We start from the raw sequence: 17,721 nt of genomic DNA, 5'->3' as shown, positions 1-17,721 counted from the left end.
GAAAGCTCATACCTGAGATATGAGTCATCACGTATCACCTCCTATTTATGAATTGGGTCCAGAATTTTATGATGAGGTCCAGGCTGCGCCCTTTCCAGACGCCAAACTTCGCTACCGCAATCAGGACGCAGCACGCACTATAGGCTTGGATCAACTCTCAGAATCAGAGTGGAAATCTTATTTTGCCGATTTTAAAGCCATGCCCGGAAACTTACTGACGTGCTTAGCACTTCGTTATCATGGGCATCAATTTCGCTCTTACAATCCCCAGCTCGGCGATGGCCGCGGGTTCCTTTATGCGCAATTTCAAGTTAAAGAAAAGCTTTATGATTTAGGGACAAAAGGAAGCGGTCGCACACCTTACTCTCGCAGTGGCGATGGACGCTTAACTTTAAAAGGTGCCTTCCGCGAAATCCTGGCAACAGAACTTCTTGAAGCTTTGGGCGTAAACACCAGCAAAACCTTCTCGGTTTTTGAAACAGGCGAAAGCTTAGAACGTCACGACGAACCATCCCCCACTCGGGCGGGAGTTTTAGTTCGCTTAAATCACAGTCACATTCGTTTCGGAACTTTTCAACGTTTGGCTTTTTTGAAAGAGGCCGACAATATCGTAAAACTTTTGGATTACAGTGTTCGTCACTATTATCCAGAGCTTTCCGTTTACGAGGGTGATGAAAAGGCCGCGGCATTTTTACAGGCGGTTTGCAGAAATGTCGCGCGCACGACAGCGCAGTGGATGATGGCGGGCTTTGTTCACGGGGTCCTTAATACCGACAACATGAACATCACGGGTGAAAGCTTTGACTATGGTCCTTATCGTTTTATGCCGAAATACGATCCCGCTTTCACCGCGGCATATTTTGATCAAAGTGGCTTGTACGCCTATGGTCGCCAGCCCACCTCCGTGCTTTGGAATTTGCACCAGTTGGGATTTGCTTTAAAATTCGCCTATCCAAACCTTCCCTATGAAGAATTACTTGAAGAGTTTGCGGATAACTTTAACTTTGAAAGTCGCCGTTTGTTCATGCATCGCTTGAACATTCAAAATCCTCTGCAAGACGAACGAGCGTCATTAGAGATGGATCAAGAAATGATGATGAACTTCTTTAATTTTTTAGCGGAAGCTCAGCCGTTATTTGAACAGACTTTCTTTGATTTGCACTCCGGAGTGAACGAAGAGCGCCTGGCAAGATCTCCCCAAAGTCAGGTGTACAGCCACCCAAGCTTTACCGAACTTAAAAAGAATCTGGATTATTACGAAATTCTAGATTCAAAAAAAGCAGAACACCCGTATTTTAAAAATTCCAAGTGCTGCTCATTGATCATCGATGAGCTAGAATCTATCTGGGCGCCCATCGCCGATCAAGACGACTGGGCTTTATTTGATAAAAAGCTTCAAGAAATCCGTGCCATCAAGGGACTCTATTAGGTCTTCTTCAAGCCTCTGTTTAGGGCCGGACTAGCCCCCTTGATAACCGCTGATCTTCGCCAGTTTTTTACGAAGCCAAGTTCTAAAGTCATCGATAAATCCAAAGGCTGCTGGCACTACAACCAGAGTTAGCAATGTTGAGCTGATCAGACCACCGATGATTGCAATACCCATGGATTTTCTCATCGCCGAAGCTTCGTTCAGACCGATCGCAATTGGAATCATCCCGGCGATTAATGCCAAGGACGTCATCAAGATCGGACGAAGACGTGTTCGACAGGCTTTAAGCAGGGCATCCTTACGCTCCATTCCGTCTTGCAACAGGTGATTAGTATAATCAACCAGCAAGATCGAGTTCTTCGCCACAACCCCCAGCAATAAAACAATTCCTATCAGCGAGAAGATATCAATTGTTTTTCCTGTGATTAAGAGCGCCAGAAAGGCCCCCGTCATCGCCAGTGGCAATGCCAACAAAATCGTGAATGGCGTGATAAAGCTTTCATACAAGCTAGCAAGCACCAAATAAATAAACGTTACGCCCAGGAAAATCGCGATCAACATGTTGTTGATCAAATCCTTAAAGTCATCTGCCTGACCTTGGAAACGGTATTCAATTCCTGCTGGCGGTTTAAGTTCGGTCTTAAATACTTTTTCAATTTCTTGTGAGGCCGTTCCCAAGGCGCCACCTTTAGCAAGATTTGCAGAAACCTGAATGAAACGACTTTTGTTTTGACGATTGATTTGCGAAAAACCTGTGGCTTCTTCACCGCGAGCGATTCGTGGCAATGGGATCATGTTGAAATTCGCATTTGGAACCAATGTCGATTCAAAATTGCTTCTAAGATCGCGAAACTTTTCTTCAAAGCGAACACGGATTTTATAATCAATCCCTTTTTCACGATAGATGGACTCTTCATTTCCTTCGGTGCGGTTGCGAAGCTCCGCACCCGCTTTCACTGTGGAAACTCCTAAAGACTCCGAGCGATTGCGATCAAAGATCACGTGAAACTCTGGCTTACCTGCCCGGAAATTTGTATCGACGTCAACCAGTCCTTCAATTTTACTCAGTCTTGCTACGACCTGAGTTGCGTATTTATTAAGTTCATCCAAGTCTTGTCCGGTCAGGTTGATCATTAAAGGCTTCTGACCTGAATTTACCGGATCGAACTGACCGATACTGACGATGGCACGCTCTTTAAAAGGCTCCATTTTTTTACGAAGCGATTCCGTGTAATCACTAGTATTCATTGGACGATCTTTAGGGTCGACCAAACGCACATACAAGCTTGCCTTATTGGCTTCGTTGTTCACTGTACCAATGGTCGCAACAACAATCCCGACCGCATGATCCCCTTCAAAAACTTTCTCTAAATCCGCCACCAAATTTCCTGTAGCCTCCAGTGAAGATCCCACAGGCAATTCGATGGAAACAGAAAACTCCCCTTCATCTGCTTCGGGTAAGAACGTCTTTGGAATAAAGGCAATCGTCCCCATGGAGAGCACGAAGACGACGACGGCCGCCGATAAAATCGTCTTCGGATAATTGATCGTGAATTTTAGAAGCCTTTCATAAATATCTTCAAGCTTCGTCTGAAAACGATCAAACGCCGATAACAGTTTGCCAATAATGCCATTGCCTTTATTGTGTTCATCCGGATGCGCTAAATAGGCTGACATCATCGGTGCCACTGTAAATGCATCGAACAGCGAAATAAGCATCGTGAACACAACTGTTAAACCGAATTGTTTAAAGAACTGTCCCACGATCCCCTGTAGGAATGAAATCGGACCGAAAACTGCAATCACCACAAGCGTCGTCGCAACAACGGCCATGGTCACTTCTTTTGTACCATCCAAAGCCGCATCTTTGGGACGTTTACCCATCTCTAAATGTCGAAAGATATTTTCCCGCACGACGATCGCATCATCGATCAAAAGACCCACGGCCAATGACAATGCGAGCAAGGTCATCAAATTGATCGTAAAGCCCATGGCAAACATCAATACAAATCCACCCAAGAGGGAGTTCGGAAGAGCCATCCCTGTGATCAAAGTGGAGCGTGCAGATCCCAAGAAAAAGAACACCACCAACACGCACAGTAAGATACCAATGGTAATAGACTCATTGACGTCCGCTACGTTTAAGCGAATTGGAATCGATGTGTCCCGCACCATTTCGACATGAGCGTTGATATTTTTAGATTTCAAAAACTCGGTGGCTTTTGCCACGTTGTTTTTAATATTGTCAGCCACAGCAACGGTGTTCGCTCCTCTTTGTTTATAGACATTTAAAAGCAACGCTTTTTTGCCCTTGATACGACCCATGGTTTTCTGGTCTTCAAGGCTTTTAATAACGCGACCTATGTCTTTCACCATCACGGGACGGTCGGAACCGACAAAGTTGACGTTCACTTCTTCAATCTGCTTTAAAGAATCGAATTCACCACTGGTACGCAATGAGGTTTCTTGTTTTGGATTTTCAATCTTTCCAATTGGCACGTCTTGAGACGTTTCCAAAACTCGTTGAGAAACTTGCAGCATCGAAATCTTACGATCTTGAAGTTTGTTTTTATCAATCAACACGTGAATTTCTTGCTTACGTCCGCCGTAAATCTGCACTTGTCCTACGTCTTTTAGGCGCTCAAACATGGGCTTGATCGTTTCATTCGCCAAGTCATAGGCCTCCCCATCAGGAAGCTCTGTCACTAACGCCAAAGTCACAATCGGCTGATCGGCCGGGTCGAACCTTCGCACGACCGGCTCTCTAATGTCTTTAGGTAAATCGTTTCGAATATTGCCGATACGGTTTCGCACATCTTGCTCTAAATCCTTAATATCAACCCCGAGGTTGAATTCAAGAATGATAACAGTCACACCGTCTAAGTTTTGCGAGGTGATCGTTTTTAAACCCGAAAGACTTCCCAGTTCATCTTCAATCGGTTTTGCGACTTGCTTTTCCAAATCCAAAGGCGAAGCACCTGGATAGACGATTTGGATGGAAAGGATCGGAAATGTCACATCGGGGAAAAGATCCACGGGCATTTTAAATAAAGAAAATACACCCAGAATCAACGTTAGAAGAACCACGCAAAGAATTGTAATAGGTCTGCGAATTGAAAGACTTGGTAAATTCATAGGTCTATTCCTCTACCGTCATATATAGACGACCTTGGGCTTCCATTTTTCTTTGTTCAGTCTTTAAACGGCTTAAATTAAGTTCGGCCGTCGCTGCATCGTTTTCTGCATCAATAACGTTCATGGTGATCGTGCGACCTTTGTTAAAAAGATCATTCGTCGCACGAGCTCGATCATTTTGAAGTTTATGAACTTGCTCTGCACTTTCCACACGCTTAGACATCTCTATGTATCTGCGGTTGAGTTCACTCCAAGCACTGTCACTTTCCAAGAGCTGACGTTCTGCCAACATTCGATTTGCCAGAGCTTGCTTGCGTGCCCCGTCTTTAGCAGCCTTTTTCACAGAGGTATCAAACAGGTATTGGAAGGTTAATGAAACTTTGGCTGTGGGCCTGTCGAAATCACCTAAGTTTTGCGAAGCCTCTGGCATGTCCTGCCCCAACGCATTTGTATTGTACGACCCGCTTAAGACTAAATCAGGACGAAACTTATCCTCGACTTCATCAGCACTTACCGCAGCCGCTTTGGCATCTAAGGACTTAATATAGGCTTCAATCTGAACAACCCGGCCTTTTCCGCCAGTGACCATCGAATTAATAGGACGAGACACACTCAGATCGCCTTCGATGACCGGAAAGGGATCAGAATCTTTTAACTCCATGGCATCGCGAACAGCCTTTTTCGCCGACTGCAAATCATCCTCGGCAGTAATAAGTAACAGCTGTCGACCAGCAACCAACGCCTGCCCTTGCAGAAGATCCGCGCGATCACTAATCCCGTCATTCACGCGACGTCTTGTCCAGGATTCTATTTTTTTCGCGCGATCCAAGGAACCCTGCGCCGTTTTGAGGTTTTCCACGGCATACAGGTATTCCCAATATGCGACTTCCGCCTGAACTAAAACGCCGCGAATCTTATAGTCAGCATCCCCTTTTTTTGCAGCTGTATCGGCATCTTGCCTTTCCCAACGCAGACGAGTGCCACGTCCAAAGGCATCTTTCCATAAAGACTGCGATAAGGTGAGGCCCAATTGCCCATATCCGAAACGGCTGTAACGAGCAAACTCCGGATTTTGAATTCCTGGATTATCAAATTGAGTGACTGTACCCCACACCTTGGCTGAAGTTCCTGAAGAAAACTTTTTTTGCAAACCAAGATTATAGGAGAGCTGTTTGCTTTCGGGAACACCAAATAATGCAAACTGACTGAGTGGATTTTTATCACTCAGATAACTTATCTCCGCTCCTACGGCAGGAACCAAATCGATGTCCCCGGCGAGGTTCGCATCATCATAAGCTTCTTTAGCGTAATCGAGCGCTTTGATAGATCGATGATTGGATTCGACGACTTTAAGATATTCTTGCAAATTCATCGCGAAGGATGGCGATGAACAAAACAAAAGAAGTGCGATACACACTTGGCTCTTCATAAGATTAAGTCCTTCCGTTGACTCATTCTTGTTATATGGAAAGCGTAAAGTAATTAGGTCCTGTAAACAACCGCTCAACTACAGGGTTTTGAATTTTTTTAAAGAATACAATGGGGAATAAAAATTAGAGTGCGAGCTTTAAAAAACAACACCCTCTTCTGCAGAGGGTTTTGTGATGATTTTGAATCAAATGTTAAGGTCCTTGGTAAAAGATTATTTACCAGTTTTCTCTTCCGCGGCGTGACAGTCGGCGCAACCGCTTGAAGCTGTCGCTTTTTTATCAACAGCGCACTCGCCCCCGTGACATGCTGATTTTGCTTTATCCATTCCGCACGCGCATGATTCTTTTTTTGATTGGGATGCACAGGCACCCAAGAATAAAGCCACTACAGACGCGAATACGATCTTCTTCATAAGAACTCCCTATGTTGTTTACCAAATACTTAAATTTTGTGATCAATTCTCGAGCAGAGCAAGTGAACTCTTCCAGACGCACCATGATACTAGCCCTGTGTTCCAATGAGTAATTTCAAAGCAAACTCATCGTCCTCCTTACACTTAACGCGCGCGGGCAATCTCACAACACAAAACTGACAGAATCAGTTGTTGAAACTCGCTTAATCCTCAAGGTAAAAATTTATCCATTCGCGGGGGGAATAATGGATTTCGTGAGGGGCATGAAATTCGCTTTAGTTTTGGGAGTATTTGCAACAGCATTGCTGAATGCACATACGACTTGGGCACAGGAAGAGGCACCATCAGAGTTGCCACCGGTGCACGCATCACAGGCGAGCGATTCACAGCAAGCGGTTCCAGCACCGTATACAGAAAAACCACAATGGCATCAGTTCTATCTTGTAGACGACGCCAATATAGATCACGTGACAATTCGCACACCGAAAATGGAACCCAGTGAATTGATGACTCCGGGAACATTGTTCGAATCTTTTGTTTCAAAAGCTAAAGTCGCTGTCGTAAACCTGCTGCGCTGGAACCAATACAATTACGACATGCCAGTTCCCACAGAAAAATATATGCGCAAACTTCACTTCGGTCGTTGGATCAATGACCCCGCTGATGAAACATGCATGAACACGCGCGCTAAAGTCTTGGTTCGCGATAGCAAAGGCGAAGTCACCTACCGTAATGGCAAGTTCTGTGTAGTGGAAGATGGCAAATGGGATGATCCGTACACAAATACAGAGCTGACATCTTCTCGCCAAATTCAGATCGACCACATGGTGCCTTTAAAAAACGCTTACATGTCCGGAGCTTTCAATTGGGATTACAAACTCCGCTGTTTGTACGCGAACTATATGGGCATGAAAGAGCATTTAGTTTCTGCTGAAGCTCATCAAAATATGTCTAAGGGTGACAGCGGTCCTGAGGGATACTTGCCGCCCTACGAGCCTGGACGTTGCCAATACATCCGCAACTGGCTGGCGATTAAAATGATCTGGCGTTTGACGGTAAACCCGGAAGAGGCGCAAGCCATCAACGATAATATCGTGAAGTACGGTTGCAAAGCTTCAGACTTCGTGTTCACCAAGGACGAATTAGACAATCAACGAAACGTTATAACGCAGAACCTAAATTTCTGCATGGTCAATAAACGCTAATGTTTAAAATTCTCTTCGAGGATGACTGGTTTATCGCGGCTGAAAAGCCGGCTGGTCTTCCTTCGCAAGCGACGGTGGATAAAAGCCGTCCCGACTTCTTCACTCAATTAAAAAAACAGCTTCAAAGCGCGCGCGGGTCAGATTTTTACCTAGCTCTGCACCACCGCTTAGATCGCGACACCTCGGGCGTGATGATCTTTGCTAAAAACAAAGAGGCGAACGATCCTTTGGCGAATATGTTTAAAAAACATCTGATCCAAAAGACTTATGTTGCAATCACTCGCAATCGCAAAATGCCTGAAACTTGGGAATTTAAAAATCACTTGGCAGAGGTCCGCGATAATAAGCTTAAAAAAACCAAGATGAAATCTGTCAGCTCCGGCGGCGATATGGCTCATACCAAATTTCGTCTGCTCGAGAAGTTTAAACTGGGCATGATGGTCGAAGCGCAACCTCTAACAGGGCGCATGCACCAAATACGAGTTCACCTAGCTGAAGAACACATGGGTATCTTTGGGGATGATATTTATCCTTGCAATAAAGTTCCCGTCGCTGCTCGCTTAATGTTGCATGCCCTATCTTTGGAATTTAACCATCCCTTTACACAGCAGCCGATCAAAATAGAATCTGCTTTACCCGAGGACATGAAGGAATTTATCCTGCTTCTGAACAGCGAGATGAGCGCTTCCGAAAAAAAGTGATCTCCTCTGTCAGAAACTAAAAACCCCGCTTTATCGGCGGGGTTTTTGTTTGAAAACTATTTTTTTGGATAGAATGTGCAGTAAGCGACTTCAGCACCACCACCAGCACGTTCGCTAGCAATGTTGATTGCTTTCACCGTCAATGCTTCAGGAGCACGGTCGATGATAAAGTCCGTTTGCTCGCCATCCCAGCCATAAGAACCAACGACCACTCTTTCAGCTGAAGCCATATCAAGTGTTGTGAAGACACCGTCAAGCAAAGCTGCACCTGGTGCTTTCTCCAAACCCAAATACACTTGTTTTTCTTGAAGGATCAAAGTCAATTTGCAAGGAGCATCGTTGGGACCGTCCCCTTTAGTGATGTCGTATTTTGCAAAGATAGAACGAAGAAGTTGATAAGAATTCAAGGCATCGTTAGGCAATTGAGATGCTTGCGCGAATGAAGAAACGATAAGACCAGACAAAAGAACCACCGTCGAAAGGACTTTCATAAAACTCTCCCTATTAGGTTTTGGCTGGTACCTCTTTTACCCTATTTTAGAGCTTAATGAGAGTGAAATCTCTGTTAGGATTCGATGGACAGGTAAGAAATTCAGGGTTTGTCGGGAGTTTCGCTCACACGGGCGCAGATATCGTTATGACGGCAGTGTTTCGAACGTAGCTATTTTTTCTAAAGCCTCATCCCAGGGGGCTTTGCTTGAACAAAAGATATGGGCATTGGGTTTAATATCTAACGGGGAATTTAAGCTCCCGGCAGGAACGACCAATAACTGACCATTCATCTGCAAACCTGGTAAAGCCGAGCCACACTCTTTACAAAAGCTTTTCGAGTGTCGGGTTGAAGGCAGATTAAATGTTCTCACCATGTCGCCTCCACGCACCCATTTTAGCTGCGCTTTCTGAGAAAACAAATTGGCACCGTGAGCGGAACCTGTGTCCTTCTGGCAGTACTTACAGTGGCACAAAAAGAAGCTTTCGAAACTGCCGACGACTTCGAATGTCACTTTCTCACACAGGCAGGAACCCAGATATTGATTATTCATGCGTTCATGGTGCCATACTTGCCTGATATTTTGGCAAGTCTTTGGTTTTTTAAAGATTAACGCTGCGCCTAAAGTTGACCTTTAAGCAAAGACAGGTATCATCTGGTCTTCACGATTGCCTCGGTGGCGAAATTGGTAGACGCACAGGACTTAAAATCCTGGGATTCCTTTACCGGGTCGTGCCGGTTCGATTCCGGCCCGAGGCACCATCTTCTTTTTAGTATCTTCAAAACAAACTATTTTCGAATGCCCTTGCGCTAACCTGCATTCACGCGCTTTTTATTTGCCATTATGAATGGACTTAGAAAATGCGACCGCCGAAGGTGATAAAGATCGTGTACAGTTGTGATCGACCGTCAAGCGCAGAGCGAGACACCACCACAGGCACATCTTTGTCCATTTGAATCCCGCTTTCACGTGTTAACCACTCTGCAGTTAAACTTGCTTCCCAAAACCACATGTTCTTGCTTTGTTCGGTCAAGCGCATGCCGCCAAAGGCGAGGCCAGCCATGGGACCTTCAAACTGAATACGACTGTAAGCTTCCTCAAACTCAGGAAGTTTTCTGCCATCTGTGTAGACCACGTTGATATTGGCGCCCGTGAAAAATCTGAAGTAGGGCACTTGTTCATCGTACCACCCCGGTGGCAATCGATAGCGAATCCCCATGGTCAGCTGAGTGCCCCAAATTCTTAGTTCGTCAACTCGGGCAAACTTAATCATGGAGCTCGCTTCCCAAGCCCAGTGGTCGTTAAAGTAATAGCCCACGTCGGTCTTGATCGCCAATCCCGTCGCGTAATCGCGAGTGGACCCCTCGACCAAATACACGCCACCATGAATTCCCACACCGGCATCGATATGAAGACCTTCGATCCAAATTTTATCAATCGTGGGAAGTTCTGTTGCAGTGGTATCGGATTCGATGGTTTTAAATAAATAATCATTCTGTGCAAAGGCCGCACATGAAATAAACAGAACCGTAAAAACGGACAACAGCTTCATCATTGGAAGCTCCATGAAATCTGGATGCCTTTATAGTTATTTGTCACGACCGGAACCGTGACATATCCGTACTGCGAGTGCGACAACAATGTGAATGGATTAAAAAAATATCCTAACAACCGGTTGGGCCATGTTTTTTTTGAATGGAAATACAAGCTGAGTTTTTCCATACCTACCCCGACCACAGTTCCCAACACCGGGGTTTGATACAAATCCTGATAACTAGGGACCTCCGTCACCGTTTCAATTGTAAACTCAAACGCTGTTGACGAAGCCACTGCCCACAAAAAAGATTCCTGTTCGGAATATCCGCGCGACCGATAGTATTGATAGTACAACTCTCCAGACAGAGAGTGCTTAAAGATATTATAATCATAAGTATCTTTATCATAATCGGCGTGCCACGGATTTCTAATCCAATTATGAAACGAGCCATGTTCTTTGATCGTGTGGTATTGAGTAACACCATAAACGATCCACTGCAGACCATACATGATCGCAAAGTTTTTAAGTCTTTCGTGCTTCTCGAATTCGGCTTTGGGAATTTGCTTATACTCTTCGTAAAGACCGGTGGGATTTTTCTGTAACACCGGCGCCGATTCCTCGGCGCCAGTGATCACCGAAAATAAAACAGCAACACTCAGGATGAGTGAACTAAAAAACTTTGGAGAAATTAACAATTGCGCCTCCATCAATAGGCACCGGATATATAAATATTGTAACTGGCTTTTTACTTTCAGTCACGAGCGCAGATGCACGTCCCCAATAAATTCCGATGGCGGCGGCAGCGACACAATCACTCAACCAATGCACTTGTGCAGATATTCTGGATGCCGCAATAAAGGTCGCCAGACCGTATGAAGGAACGCCCACCCAAGGACCGTATGAATATGCAAGAGAGGTCGCAATCGCAAAAGCATTCGAGGTGTGCCCTGATGGAAAGGACCAACCGCGATTTTGTCCCGGAGGTCTTTCACGATTGATACTGGCTGCTAAAGTTACATGAGTCGCTGTGGTCCACATCATCGCACGGAAATTTTGCAGACCCGCAGGTTGATCCCACCAAAGCTGTGTCATCGCAAGAAAGACCCCTGGACCACCACTGGCTAAAAACCCACCAACTTGCTCCCATGAATCAGACATCAAGTCGTGATTTTGTGTGTACTCAAACACCCGGTCATCTTGAGTATGTGCAGCAGCAGTTCCTACGGCCCCCGCAAGAAGTATACTTGCACCGGTTAGGTCCCAGGATTTTTCAGCAGTGGGTTTCAATTGGTCTTCCCACACCCACGGAAGAAATGGTTTGCTGCCTGTCGGATCATTCCATTCGAATGAACCTGCAAAAGATGGCGAAGAAAACACGACACTGAAAAACAAAAACAGAACTCTACTTAAATTTGTCATTCACTAAGCGTACCTTAATTCAAACTCTGACGTCAAAACGGAACTCTCTTTGCGGAACTCAGAAAACGGGAGTAAAACAAGAGAGAGGTTTTATATGTCCACCACCACATCCTCTGGTTCAGCCAACCCTGCTTCTTCCAATCGACTTCTCTGGTTAGTTGCTATTGGTTTCTTTATGGAAACCTTAGATTCAACAATCGTCAACACGGCTCTTCCAAGCATGGCAAAAAGTTTGAACCAAAGTCCTCTGATGATGCAATCAGTGGTGATAGCATACTCCCTGACGATCGCTGTTCTAATTCCTGCTTCGGGATGGATCGCGGACCGCTTTGGAACCCGTCGCGTATTTTTTTCGGCGATTCTTTTATTTACTCTGGGGTCTTTGTGCTGTGCGGTTGCTCAAACACTGCCCCAACTTGTTGTATCTCGGGTGTTTCAAGGTATGGGCGGGGCGATGATGATGCCGGTGGGTCGCCTTGCGGTCCTTAGGGCTTTTCCAGCAAATCAATTTTTACGAGCCATCAGCTTTGTCACAATTCCTGCCTTGGTGGGACCTCTGATCGGCCCTACGCTGGGTGGATATTTGGTAGAGTACGCTTCATGGCATTGGATTTTCTTAATCAACATTCCCGTTGGCATCATTGGTTGTATCGCGACGTATATCGATATGCCGGATATTCGCGGTGTTGAAGTTCCTAAATTCGATTTGTCGGGCTTCATCATGCTCTCAACGTGCATGGTGATGATCTCTTTTGCTCTGGATGGGTTGTCAGAGCTGGGTTTTCAACAGGCCACAGTCTTGTTGTTAACTATCTTTGGTATGGCGTCTTTAACCGCGTATTGGATTCATGCACGAAAAAATCCGCTGCCGTTATTTTCTTTAAAACTTTTTAGCTCTCAAACATATACCATTGGACTTTTAGGAAATCTGTTTGCACGTATCGGCAGCAGCAGTATGCCTTTTCTGATCCCGTTGTTTTTACAAATCAGCATGCATTACTCCCCGTTTGAGGCGGGTCTAACGATGATCCCTGTCGCACTTGCTGGTATTTATGCTAAAAAACTGGGAACGCCTTTAATCATGCGTTTGGGATATCGTCGCACACTTACTTACAACACTCTTTGTGTGGGCATTATGATGGCAAGCTTTGCTTTAATCACACCGTCACAACCACTGTGGATTCGAATTTTACAGTTGTTATTTTTCGGGACAGTGAACTCTCTGCAATTCACCGCGATGAACACACTGACACTGAAAGACCTCAACGCAAAACTTGCCTCCAGCGGAAACAGCTTATTTTCCATGGTGCAAATGTTGGCGATGAGTTTTGGCGTGGCCGCGGCAGGCGCGCTGCTAAGCACCTTCGCCTCCCACTATCCAGCTATGGAAGGTGGAGGCTATGCCCTGCAGGCCTTCCGTGCCACATTTATTTGCATGGGCCTTATCACCTGCAGCTCAGCGTGGATTTTCTGGCAACTTCCGGCAGAAATGTCCGCCCGTCCCGACGATCCTAAGAAGGTCGCCGTCGAATAATTTTGAATACAGTCCGACGCTGCATTTCAGATAGAAAAATCAGATGAAACTGGACAGGGTATCATCGATAATGCTGGCTGAGGGGACTATAAGGCCCTTTGGAGTTGATATGGCATTTCGTTGGATCGGAAAATCACATGACGGCAATTCAGTAACTCTTAAAAAGTTAGTTGAGTGCCCCGTTTTATTTCCTGAATACGTCACTGATTCATGGCTTAACACCAATCAAGATTTGGTTCGTACAGGAATGGTCTTAGACGTTGAAACAACGGGACTGAATCAGAACGAAGATCAAGTGATCGAAATCGGCATGCGCCAATTTGATTTCAACAAAAACACAGGCGAGATTTTGCGTCTTGGTAAATCTTATTCCGCATTCCAAGACCCAGGCCGTCCTTTATCACCCGAGATCGTGGCCCTTACAGGAATCACGGATACCGACCTTGAAGGCCAAAAAATCGATTGGGGCCACGTTGACCAATTGATTGGTGAGACCTGTTTGGTAATTGCTCACAATGCAAAATTTGACCGTCCGTTTATTGATCGTAAATCAAAAACATCCACGGAACGAATCTGGGGCTGTTCTTTTAAACAAGTTGATTGGAATTCCAAAGGCTTCACAAGCCCTAAGCTTGAGCTTTTAAATATCTATCACGGCTTTTTTACCGACTCCCACAGAGCACTCAACGACGTGGATGCTTTGCTTTATTTGTTAAGTCATAAGTGCCACATCTCCGAAACGCCTTACTTGATGGAGCTTACTGCAAATGCAAAACGCATGATGACTCATGTGATTGCAAGCTCGGCTCCTTTCGAATCCAAAGAATTTTTGAAAACTCGCGGCTATTCTTGGGACAACACCAATCGCTTTTGGTCAAAAATGATTTTCAAAGACGACGTTAAGGCAGAAATCAGTTGGCTTGAAGACAGCGTTTACCATGGCCCGTTTAACGGTATTCATCGTGATATACCCCTCATGGATAATTTCAAATAAGGTTATCAATCACTTCCCGTTGTAAAAACATGATTAAAAGCTAAATACTTGCAGCAATTGCAAGTATTCATGCTCCTGTACTTGTACAGACTATTCAGAACATATACCTTGAATAGAAATCTTCATGGAGAGTACGTTGCAAAAACATAGTTCGATTATTGACTGGGACGTATGGCTCTTATTTTTATCACGCAACGGAAAAATTTTGGTAGAGGTGGTTCTGGAAGATGGAAACTATTCCGTCTTTGAGATTGAACAGTCTCAACTTCCCTCCCCTGCGCATAAAGAAGATTTACTGCGCCTGATCTTGATGACATATAAAAAAACCATCAAGACTTATTCCAGTACAAAAACATCTCCCGTTTTAGTTCTTCAAGAGAAAAAGCTGCAAGACATCGGCTATTGATAACCGAAATGACTTCTTAGGGACGCTTCCATGCGAAGGAACCTGTGATACTAGCGATGACAATACCAAAAAAAACCGCGACCCAGGTCGACGGTCCGGAGTGACCTGCTAGCTCCAGTCCTAGCACAGGTTCAAGCTTCCACAATATGGGTGTCAGCGCGAAGCCAAGAATAAGACCGGTCATGAATCCCACGGCCGTCCCGATGATCGTAAGAATCACTTTCTTCGTCATGATTATTGAACCGAAATGATTTCGTACTCGCGAATCGAATCACCTTGCTCCACGATGGCCACGTCGCCTTCGACAAGATCCAACAAGGCCTCGCCCAGGGGGCTATTCGGAGTAACAATCTGAATTTTCTTACCTTCGAAAGTGACTGTGACACCACCACCGTGGGTCATCATGAATAAGTGACTGGTTTTGCCATTGCTCTCGACTTCGATCAAAGCGGTTCCCGCGATCTTATCGTCAGGACCGAAGTCCTTAACGTTCACGTGTTTTAAAACGACCAAGAATTCTTTAATTTCAGAGATGCGTTTTGCCTGACCTCGCGCAAGGTAAGAGGCTTCAAGCCCACGTGTATCGTATTCATTTTCAGGTTTGGATTCCTCGCCAGTGACTGCTTCAATCGTCGCTTTTGCAGAGGCCGTTAACACCTCGACGTCTTTTTCAACTTCGCTTCTAATGTGTTCAATCAGTTTTCGCTTATCCACAGTGCCACTCCAATGATACAATGACTCTTTTAGGGTGACCGATTTGGTCGGGGATTGCAATATGTCTGATTCGTTTCTTGCCATTGACTTTGGAACCAGCAACTCGCTTGTGGGAGCTTATCACAATGGGAAAACCCATGGGGCACTTCCCCTTGATCCAAAGGCCGCAGACCAAACGTTGATGCGCACGTTGCTTTATTTCCCAAATCCTGATCTTTGTTATTATGGTGCGGAAGCGATTGAACAGTATATCGAACAAGATATGGAAGGTCGCCTCTTTCGCTCGTTTAAGTCTCATCTGCCCAACCAGAGTTATTTGGGTACTGTGATTGATAATCGCATTGTGACTTTAGAAAACATGGTTGGCATCTTTTTGTTGGAATTAAAAAAACGCGCTGAAAAACATCTGAATCAAGAAGTCACAAAAGCAGTTATTGGCAGACCCGCAAGATATTCTATGGACCCTGTGGCGGATGGATTTGCCCTGCACCGTATGGAAAAAGCGGCCAAGATGGCGGGCTTTCAAGAAGTGCAGTTCGTGCCAGAACCGTTGGCTGCGGCCTTTGATTATCGCAAACAAATCACCCAAGAAAAAATCGTTCTTATCGGCGACTTCGGCGGAGGGACTTCAGACTTTACTTTAATCCGCCTGCGCGCTGAGGGTTTTGATAGCAAAGATGTCTTGGCCATTGACGGCTGCCCGATGGCCGGTGATGCATTGGATTCCGTTTTTATGAGTCATCGCTTGAATGAATACTTTGGCGCAAAATCACGCTATCGCCTCCCTATGAGCAGTAATGTTCTGACGATGCCTCCCGCTGTCACTCAGAAATTGAATCACCCTGCTCACATTGTGCATCTTAAAGAAAAAGACACTTACGAATTCATTCGCGAAGTGAAAAAATGCTCTTTGGGAGCAAAAGACAAAGAAGCTATCGAACGATTATTCGTGTTACTAGAAGACCAACAAATCTTCCCTTTCTTTGAAGCGATTGAAAAAACGAAAAGGGGTCTATCGGGTGCTGAATCCTTTGACTTCCGGTTTGACTATCCCGAAATCGAAATCACTGAGAACTTCACCACCGCTCAGTTTATCGAATGGGCAATGAACACGCGCCAAAAGATCTTTGAAGGCCTTGATCGCTGCTTGGATTCCGCAGGAGTTGCCCCTGGTCAGGTCGATCTCGTGTGTCTCACAGGCGGAACAGCCAAGGTGCCATTTATCCAAGCCGAGCTCGAAAATCGCTTTGGCAAGGACCGCCTGCAAACCCAATCTCACTTCCACTCCGTGCTTTCGGGCCTGGTGGAATCGGCAAGCTTTTGGGCAAAAGGCCAAAAGGTCACTTAATTTCCAGTTCATATTCATCCTGTTAGCTTTCATCGGCTGTCATCTAAAACCATGACAGCTGTCTAACTTTTTCCGTCCCTCTCCTCGTAGTTTGCAAATGACCAGTGGCCCTTAAGTTGCTTTGTCTCAAAGTACACGGAACGTCTGCACTGACTACACACTTCAGATTTTGCTCAAGGGAGGGCTTAATGATGAAAGCACAAGTATTTATCAACGGAATTCACGCACTACCACCTCAACTAAAAAAAGATAAGTCACTGAAGACTGAGATCGTAGACAATCCCTACGAACTTCGTGAAAAAATGAAGGACGACACCATCGCAGAAAAAATCATCGTCGCTTTCTTGCCGTTCCTGGAAGTGCGCCACTATGAACTTTACATGCACTTACAAAAAACGACGCCGAATCTTAAAATCTTTTTTATCGTGAGTGAGCTATCTAGCAACATGCGCATTCGCCTCAGAGCCGACAACAACTTTATCGTCATGTGGAAAACTGAAGAAACAAACCTGGTTAAAAACATTCACAAATACTTAGATGGAAAAAATGTGGAGTCACGACAGGATCGTCGCGAACAGGCCACCTCAAAAGGCCTTCTAAGCCCTTCGAAACTGCCACTAGGAAATCAAAACAAAGGCTTTCAACCCATTTTGGGCGGAGCTTTTGAAAACCTTTCCCAACACGGTACTTGCATGAAAATTCAAGCACCGTTTTACGAAAAAAAGGACTTCGTGAATTTAACTTATCAGAACAACGAAGGTGAATTCGTTTCTCTAGAAGGACAAGTGCGCTGGTCGAAATGGAACCAAGACACAAAAACTCAAGAACTGGGAGTTCATTTTCTCTCTTCCATCGTAGTCTAATAAAAATTTAATGTACGTTTTCTGTGGCGTAGGAATTTTTAGATCGTTGATTCCCTTCCTGCGTCTCTTTCCTTGCCACCCATCAAGAAACGGCGTTTAATT

At 45.2% G+C, this 17,721-nt stretch carries 18 protein-coding genes and 1 tRNA gene; 9 read left to right on the top strand and 10 right to left on the bottom strand.

Going from position 1 to position 17,721, the window contains the following annotated elements; genetic code table 11:
* The first annotated feature begins 19 nt into the window (after positions 1-19).
* Positions 20-1,429 (top strand): protein adenylyltransferase SelO family protein, encoded by a 1,410-nt coding sequence (locus B9G69_RS12850; protein ID WP_088614744.1) that lies wholly within the window; start codon positions 20-22, stop codon positions 1,427-1,429.
* A gap of 30 nt (positions 1,430-1,459) precedes the next feature.
* On the opposite strand, the gene B9G69_RS12845 is transcribed toward B9G69_RS12850, so the two are convergent.
* The 3 genes from B9G69_RS12845 to B9G69_RS12835 form a co-directional block, all read right to left on the bottom strand.
* A complete protein-coding gene (locus B9G69_RS12845) occupies positions 1,460-4,564 on the bottom strand; it encodes an efflux RND transporter permease subunit (RefSeq protein WP_088614745.1) in 3,105 nt (1,034 codons plus the stop codon).
* A gap of 4 nt (positions 4,565-4,568) precedes the next feature.
* Positions 4,569-5,993, bottom strand: a complete 1,425-nt coding sequence (locus B9G69_RS12840) for a TolC family protein (protein ID WP_265437777.1) — start codon at positions 5,991-5,993, stop codon at positions 4,569-4,571.
* A 213-nt stretch (positions 5,994-6,206) separates the two neighbouring features.
* Complete coding sequence (locus tag B9G69_RS12835; protein WP_088614747.1) at positions 6,207-6,407, bottom strand: hypothetical protein; 201 nt, start codon at positions 6,405-6,407, stop codon at positions 6,207-6,209.
* Between the two features lie 245 nt (positions 6,408-6,652).
* On the opposite strand from B9G69_RS12835, the gene B9G69_RS12830 reads away from it, so the two are divergent.
* Positions 6,653-7,612 carry a GmrSD restriction endonuclease domain-containing protein gene (locus B9G69_RS12830; RefSeq protein ID WP_088614748.1) on the top strand — a complete coding sequence of 320 codons (960 nt, stop codon included), beginning with the start codon at positions 6,653-6,655 and terminating at the stop codon, positions 7,610-7,612.
* On the top strand, positions 7,612-8,313 hold the full coding sequence (locus B9G69_RS12825) for an RluA family pseudouridine synthase (protein WP_088614749.1): 702 nt from the start codon (positions 7,612-7,614) through the stop codon (positions 8,311-8,313). Before B9G69_RS12830 ends, B9G69_RS12825 begins: the two co-directional genes overlap by 1 nt.
* A gap of 56 nt (positions 8,314-8,369) precedes the next feature.
* Here B9G69_RS12825 and B9G69_RS12820 read toward each other — a convergent pair whose 3' ends face one another.
* Together B9G69_RS12820 and B9G69_RS12815 are read right to left on the bottom strand one after the other, a co-directional pair.
* On the bottom strand, positions 8,370-8,804 hold the full coding sequence (locus tag B9G69_RS12820; protein WP_088614750.1) for a hypothetical protein: 435 nt from the start codon (positions 8,802-8,804) through the stop codon (positions 8,370-8,372).
* 144 nt (positions 8,805-8,948) lie between these two features.
* The gene (locus B9G69_RS12815; RefSeq protein WP_088614751.1) at positions 8,949-9,356 is read right to left on the bottom strand and encodes a GFA family protein; all 408 of its coding nucleotides are present in this window, start codon (positions 9,354-9,356) and stop codon (positions 8,949-8,951) included.
* A gap of 117 nt (positions 9,357-9,473) precedes the next feature.
* Between B9G69_RS12815 and B9G69_RS12810 the strand changes: the two genes are divergently transcribed.
* Positions 9,474-9,565, top strand: a tRNA-Leu gene (locus tag B9G69_RS12810).
* Positions 9,566-9,657: 92 nt separating this feature from the next.
* Here B9G69_RS12810 and B9G69_RS12805 read toward each other — a convergent pair.
* From B9G69_RS12805 to B9G69_RS12795, 3 genes are read right to left on the bottom strand one after another with little or no spacing between them, the layout of a single operon-like run.
* Positions 9,658-10,359 carry a hypothetical protein gene (locus B9G69_RS12805; protein WP_088614752.1) on the bottom strand — a complete coding sequence of 234 codons (702 nt, stop codon included), beginning with the start codon at positions 10,357-10,359 and terminating at the stop codon, positions 9,658-9,660.
* Positions 10,356-11,036, bottom strand: coding sequence for a DUF3943 domain-containing protein (locus B9G69_RS12800; protein WP_176400915.1), 681 nt, complete (start codon positions 11,034-11,036; stop codon positions 10,356-10,358). The genes B9G69_RS12805 and B9G69_RS12800 overlap by 4 nt, the downstream gene beginning before the upstream one ends.
* Positions 11,011-11,760: a phosphatase PAP2 family protein gene (locus B9G69_RS12795; RefSeq protein WP_088614754.1), complete on the bottom strand. Its 750-nt coding sequence runs from the start codon at positions 11,758-11,760 to the stop codon at positions 11,011-11,013. Before B9G69_RS12795 ends, B9G69_RS12800 begins: the two co-directional genes overlap by 26 nt.
* Positions 11,761-11,854: 94 nt before the next feature.
* Between B9G69_RS12795 and mdtD the strand changes: the two genes are divergently transcribed.
* From mdtD to B9G69_RS12780, 3 genes are all read left to right on the top strand, one after another.
* Positions 11,855-13,294, top strand: a complete 1,440-nt coding sequence (gene mdtD / locus B9G69_RS12790) for a multidrug transporter subunit MdtD (protein WP_088614755.1) — start codon at positions 11,855-11,857, stop codon at positions 13,292-13,294.
* Positions 13,295-13,403: 109 nt separating this feature from the next.
* Complete coding sequence (locus B9G69_RS12785; protein WP_088614756.1) at positions 13,404-14,288, top strand: 3'-5' exonuclease; 885 nt, start codon at positions 13,404-13,406, stop codon at positions 14,286-14,288.
* Positions 14,289-14,424: 136 nt separating this feature from the next.
* A complete protein-coding gene (locus B9G69_RS12780) occupies positions 14,425-14,694 on the top strand; it encodes a hypothetical protein (RefSeq protein ID WP_088614757.1) in 270 nt (89 codons plus the stop codon).
* A 16-nt stretch (positions 14,695-14,710) separates the two neighbouring features.
* Here the strand turns inward: B9G69_RS12780 and B9G69_RS12775 are convergent, their stop codons facing one another.
* Together B9G69_RS12775 and B9G69_RS12770 are read right to left on the bottom strand one after the other, a co-directional pair.
* Positions 14,711-14,926 carry a hypothetical protein gene (locus B9G69_RS12775; RefSeq protein WP_088614758.1) on the bottom strand — a complete coding sequence of 72 codons (216 nt, stop codon included), beginning with the start codon at positions 14,924-14,926 and terminating at the stop codon, positions 14,711-14,713.
* Between the two features lie 2 nt (positions 14,927-14,928).
* Positions 14,929-15,408 (bottom strand): hypothetical protein, encoded by a 480-nt coding sequence (locus tag B9G69_RS12770; RefSeq protein WP_088614759.1) that lies wholly within the window; start codon positions 15,406-15,408, stop codon positions 14,929-14,931.
* 61 nt (positions 15,409-15,469) lie between these two features.
* Between B9G69_RS12770 and B9G69_RS12765 the strand changes: the two genes are divergently transcribed.
* Together B9G69_RS12765 and B9G69_RS12760 are read left to right on the top strand one after the other, a co-directional pair.
* A complete protein-coding gene (locus B9G69_RS12765; RefSeq protein ID WP_088614760.1) occupies positions 15,470-16,756 on the top strand; it encodes an Hsp70 family protein in 1,287 nt (428 codons plus the stop codon).
* Between the two features lie 188 nt (positions 16,757-16,944).
* Complete coding sequence (locus tag B9G69_RS12760; RefSeq protein WP_088614761.1) at positions 16,945-17,619, top strand: PilZ domain-containing protein; 675 nt, start codon at positions 16,945-16,947, stop codon at positions 17,617-17,619.
* The last annotated feature ends 102 nt before the right edge of the window (positions 17,620-17,721 follow it).

The sequence above is a fragment of the Bdellovibrio sp. SKB1291214 genome (assembly GCF_002209355.2).
Taxonomy (GTDB): Bacteria; Bdellovibrionota; Bdellovibrionia; order Bdellovibrionales; family Bdellovibrionaceae; genus Bdellovibrio.
The sequence above is the reverse complement of the archived record's forward strand: the minus strand, read 5'-3'. Positions and strand labels throughout refer to the sequence as shown.

Bases quoted from the DNA above. Each gene is read 5' to 3' on its own strand.
- B9G69_RS12805 (WP_088614752.1), bottom strand. From the start codon at position 10,359: ATGATGAAGCTGTTGTCCGTTTTTACGGTTCTGTTTATTTCATGTGCG.
- B9G69_RS12825 (WP_088614749.1), top strand. From the start codon at position 7,612: ATGTTTAAAATTCTCTTCGAGGATGACTGGTTTATCGCGGCTGAAAAG.
- B9G69_RS12840 (WP_265437777.1), bottom strand. From the start codon at position 5,993: ATGAAGAGCCAAGTGTGTATCGCACTTCTTTTGTTTTGTTCATCGCCA.
- B9G69_RS12815 (WP_088614751.1), bottom strand. From the start codon at position 9,356: ATGAATAATCAATATCTGGGTTCCTGCCTGTGTGAGAAAGTGACATTC.
- mdtD (WP_088614755.1), top strand. From the start codon at position 11,855: ATGTCCACCACCACATCCTCTGGTTCAGCCAACCCTGCTTCTTCCAAT.
- B9G69_RS12830 (WP_088614748.1), top strand. From the start codon at position 6,653: ATGGATTTCGTGAGGGGCATGAAATTCGCTTTAGTTTTGGGAGTATTT.
- B9G69_RS12765 (WP_088614760.1), top strand. From the start codon at position 15,470: ATGTCTGATTCGTTTCTTGCCATTGACTTTGGAACCAGCAACTCGCTT.
- B9G69_RS12820 (WP_088614750.1), bottom strand. From the start codon at position 8,804: ATGAAAGTCCTTTCGACGGTGGTTCTTTTGTCTGGTCTTATCGTTTCT.
- B9G69_RS12775 (WP_088614758.1), bottom strand. From the start codon at position 14,926: ATGACGAAGAAAGTGATTCTTACGATCATCGGGACGGCCGTGGGATTC.
- B9G69_RS12850 (WP_088614744.1), top strand. From the start codon at position 20: ATGAGTCATCACGTATCACCTCCTATTTATGAATTGGGTCCAGAATTT.
- B9G69_RS12760 (WP_088614761.1), top strand. From the start codon at position 16,945: ATGATGAAAGCACAAGTATTTATCAACGGAATTCACGCACTACCACCT.
- B9G69_RS12835 (WP_088614747.1), bottom strand. From the start codon at position 6,407: ATGAAGAAGATCGTATTCGCGTCTGTAGTGGCTTTATTCTTGGGTGCC.
- B9G69_RS12785 (WP_088614756.1), top strand. From the start codon at position 13,404: ATGGCATTTCGTTGGATCGGAAAATCACATGACGGCAATTCAGTAACT.
- B9G69_RS12845 (WP_088614745.1), bottom strand. From the start codon at position 4,564: ATGAATTTACCAAGTCTTTCAATTCGCAGACCTATTACAATTCTTTGC.
- B9G69_RS12795 (WP_088614754.1), bottom strand. From the start codon at position 11,760: ATGACAAATTTAAGTAGAGTTCTGTTTTTGTTTTTCAGTGTCGTGTTT.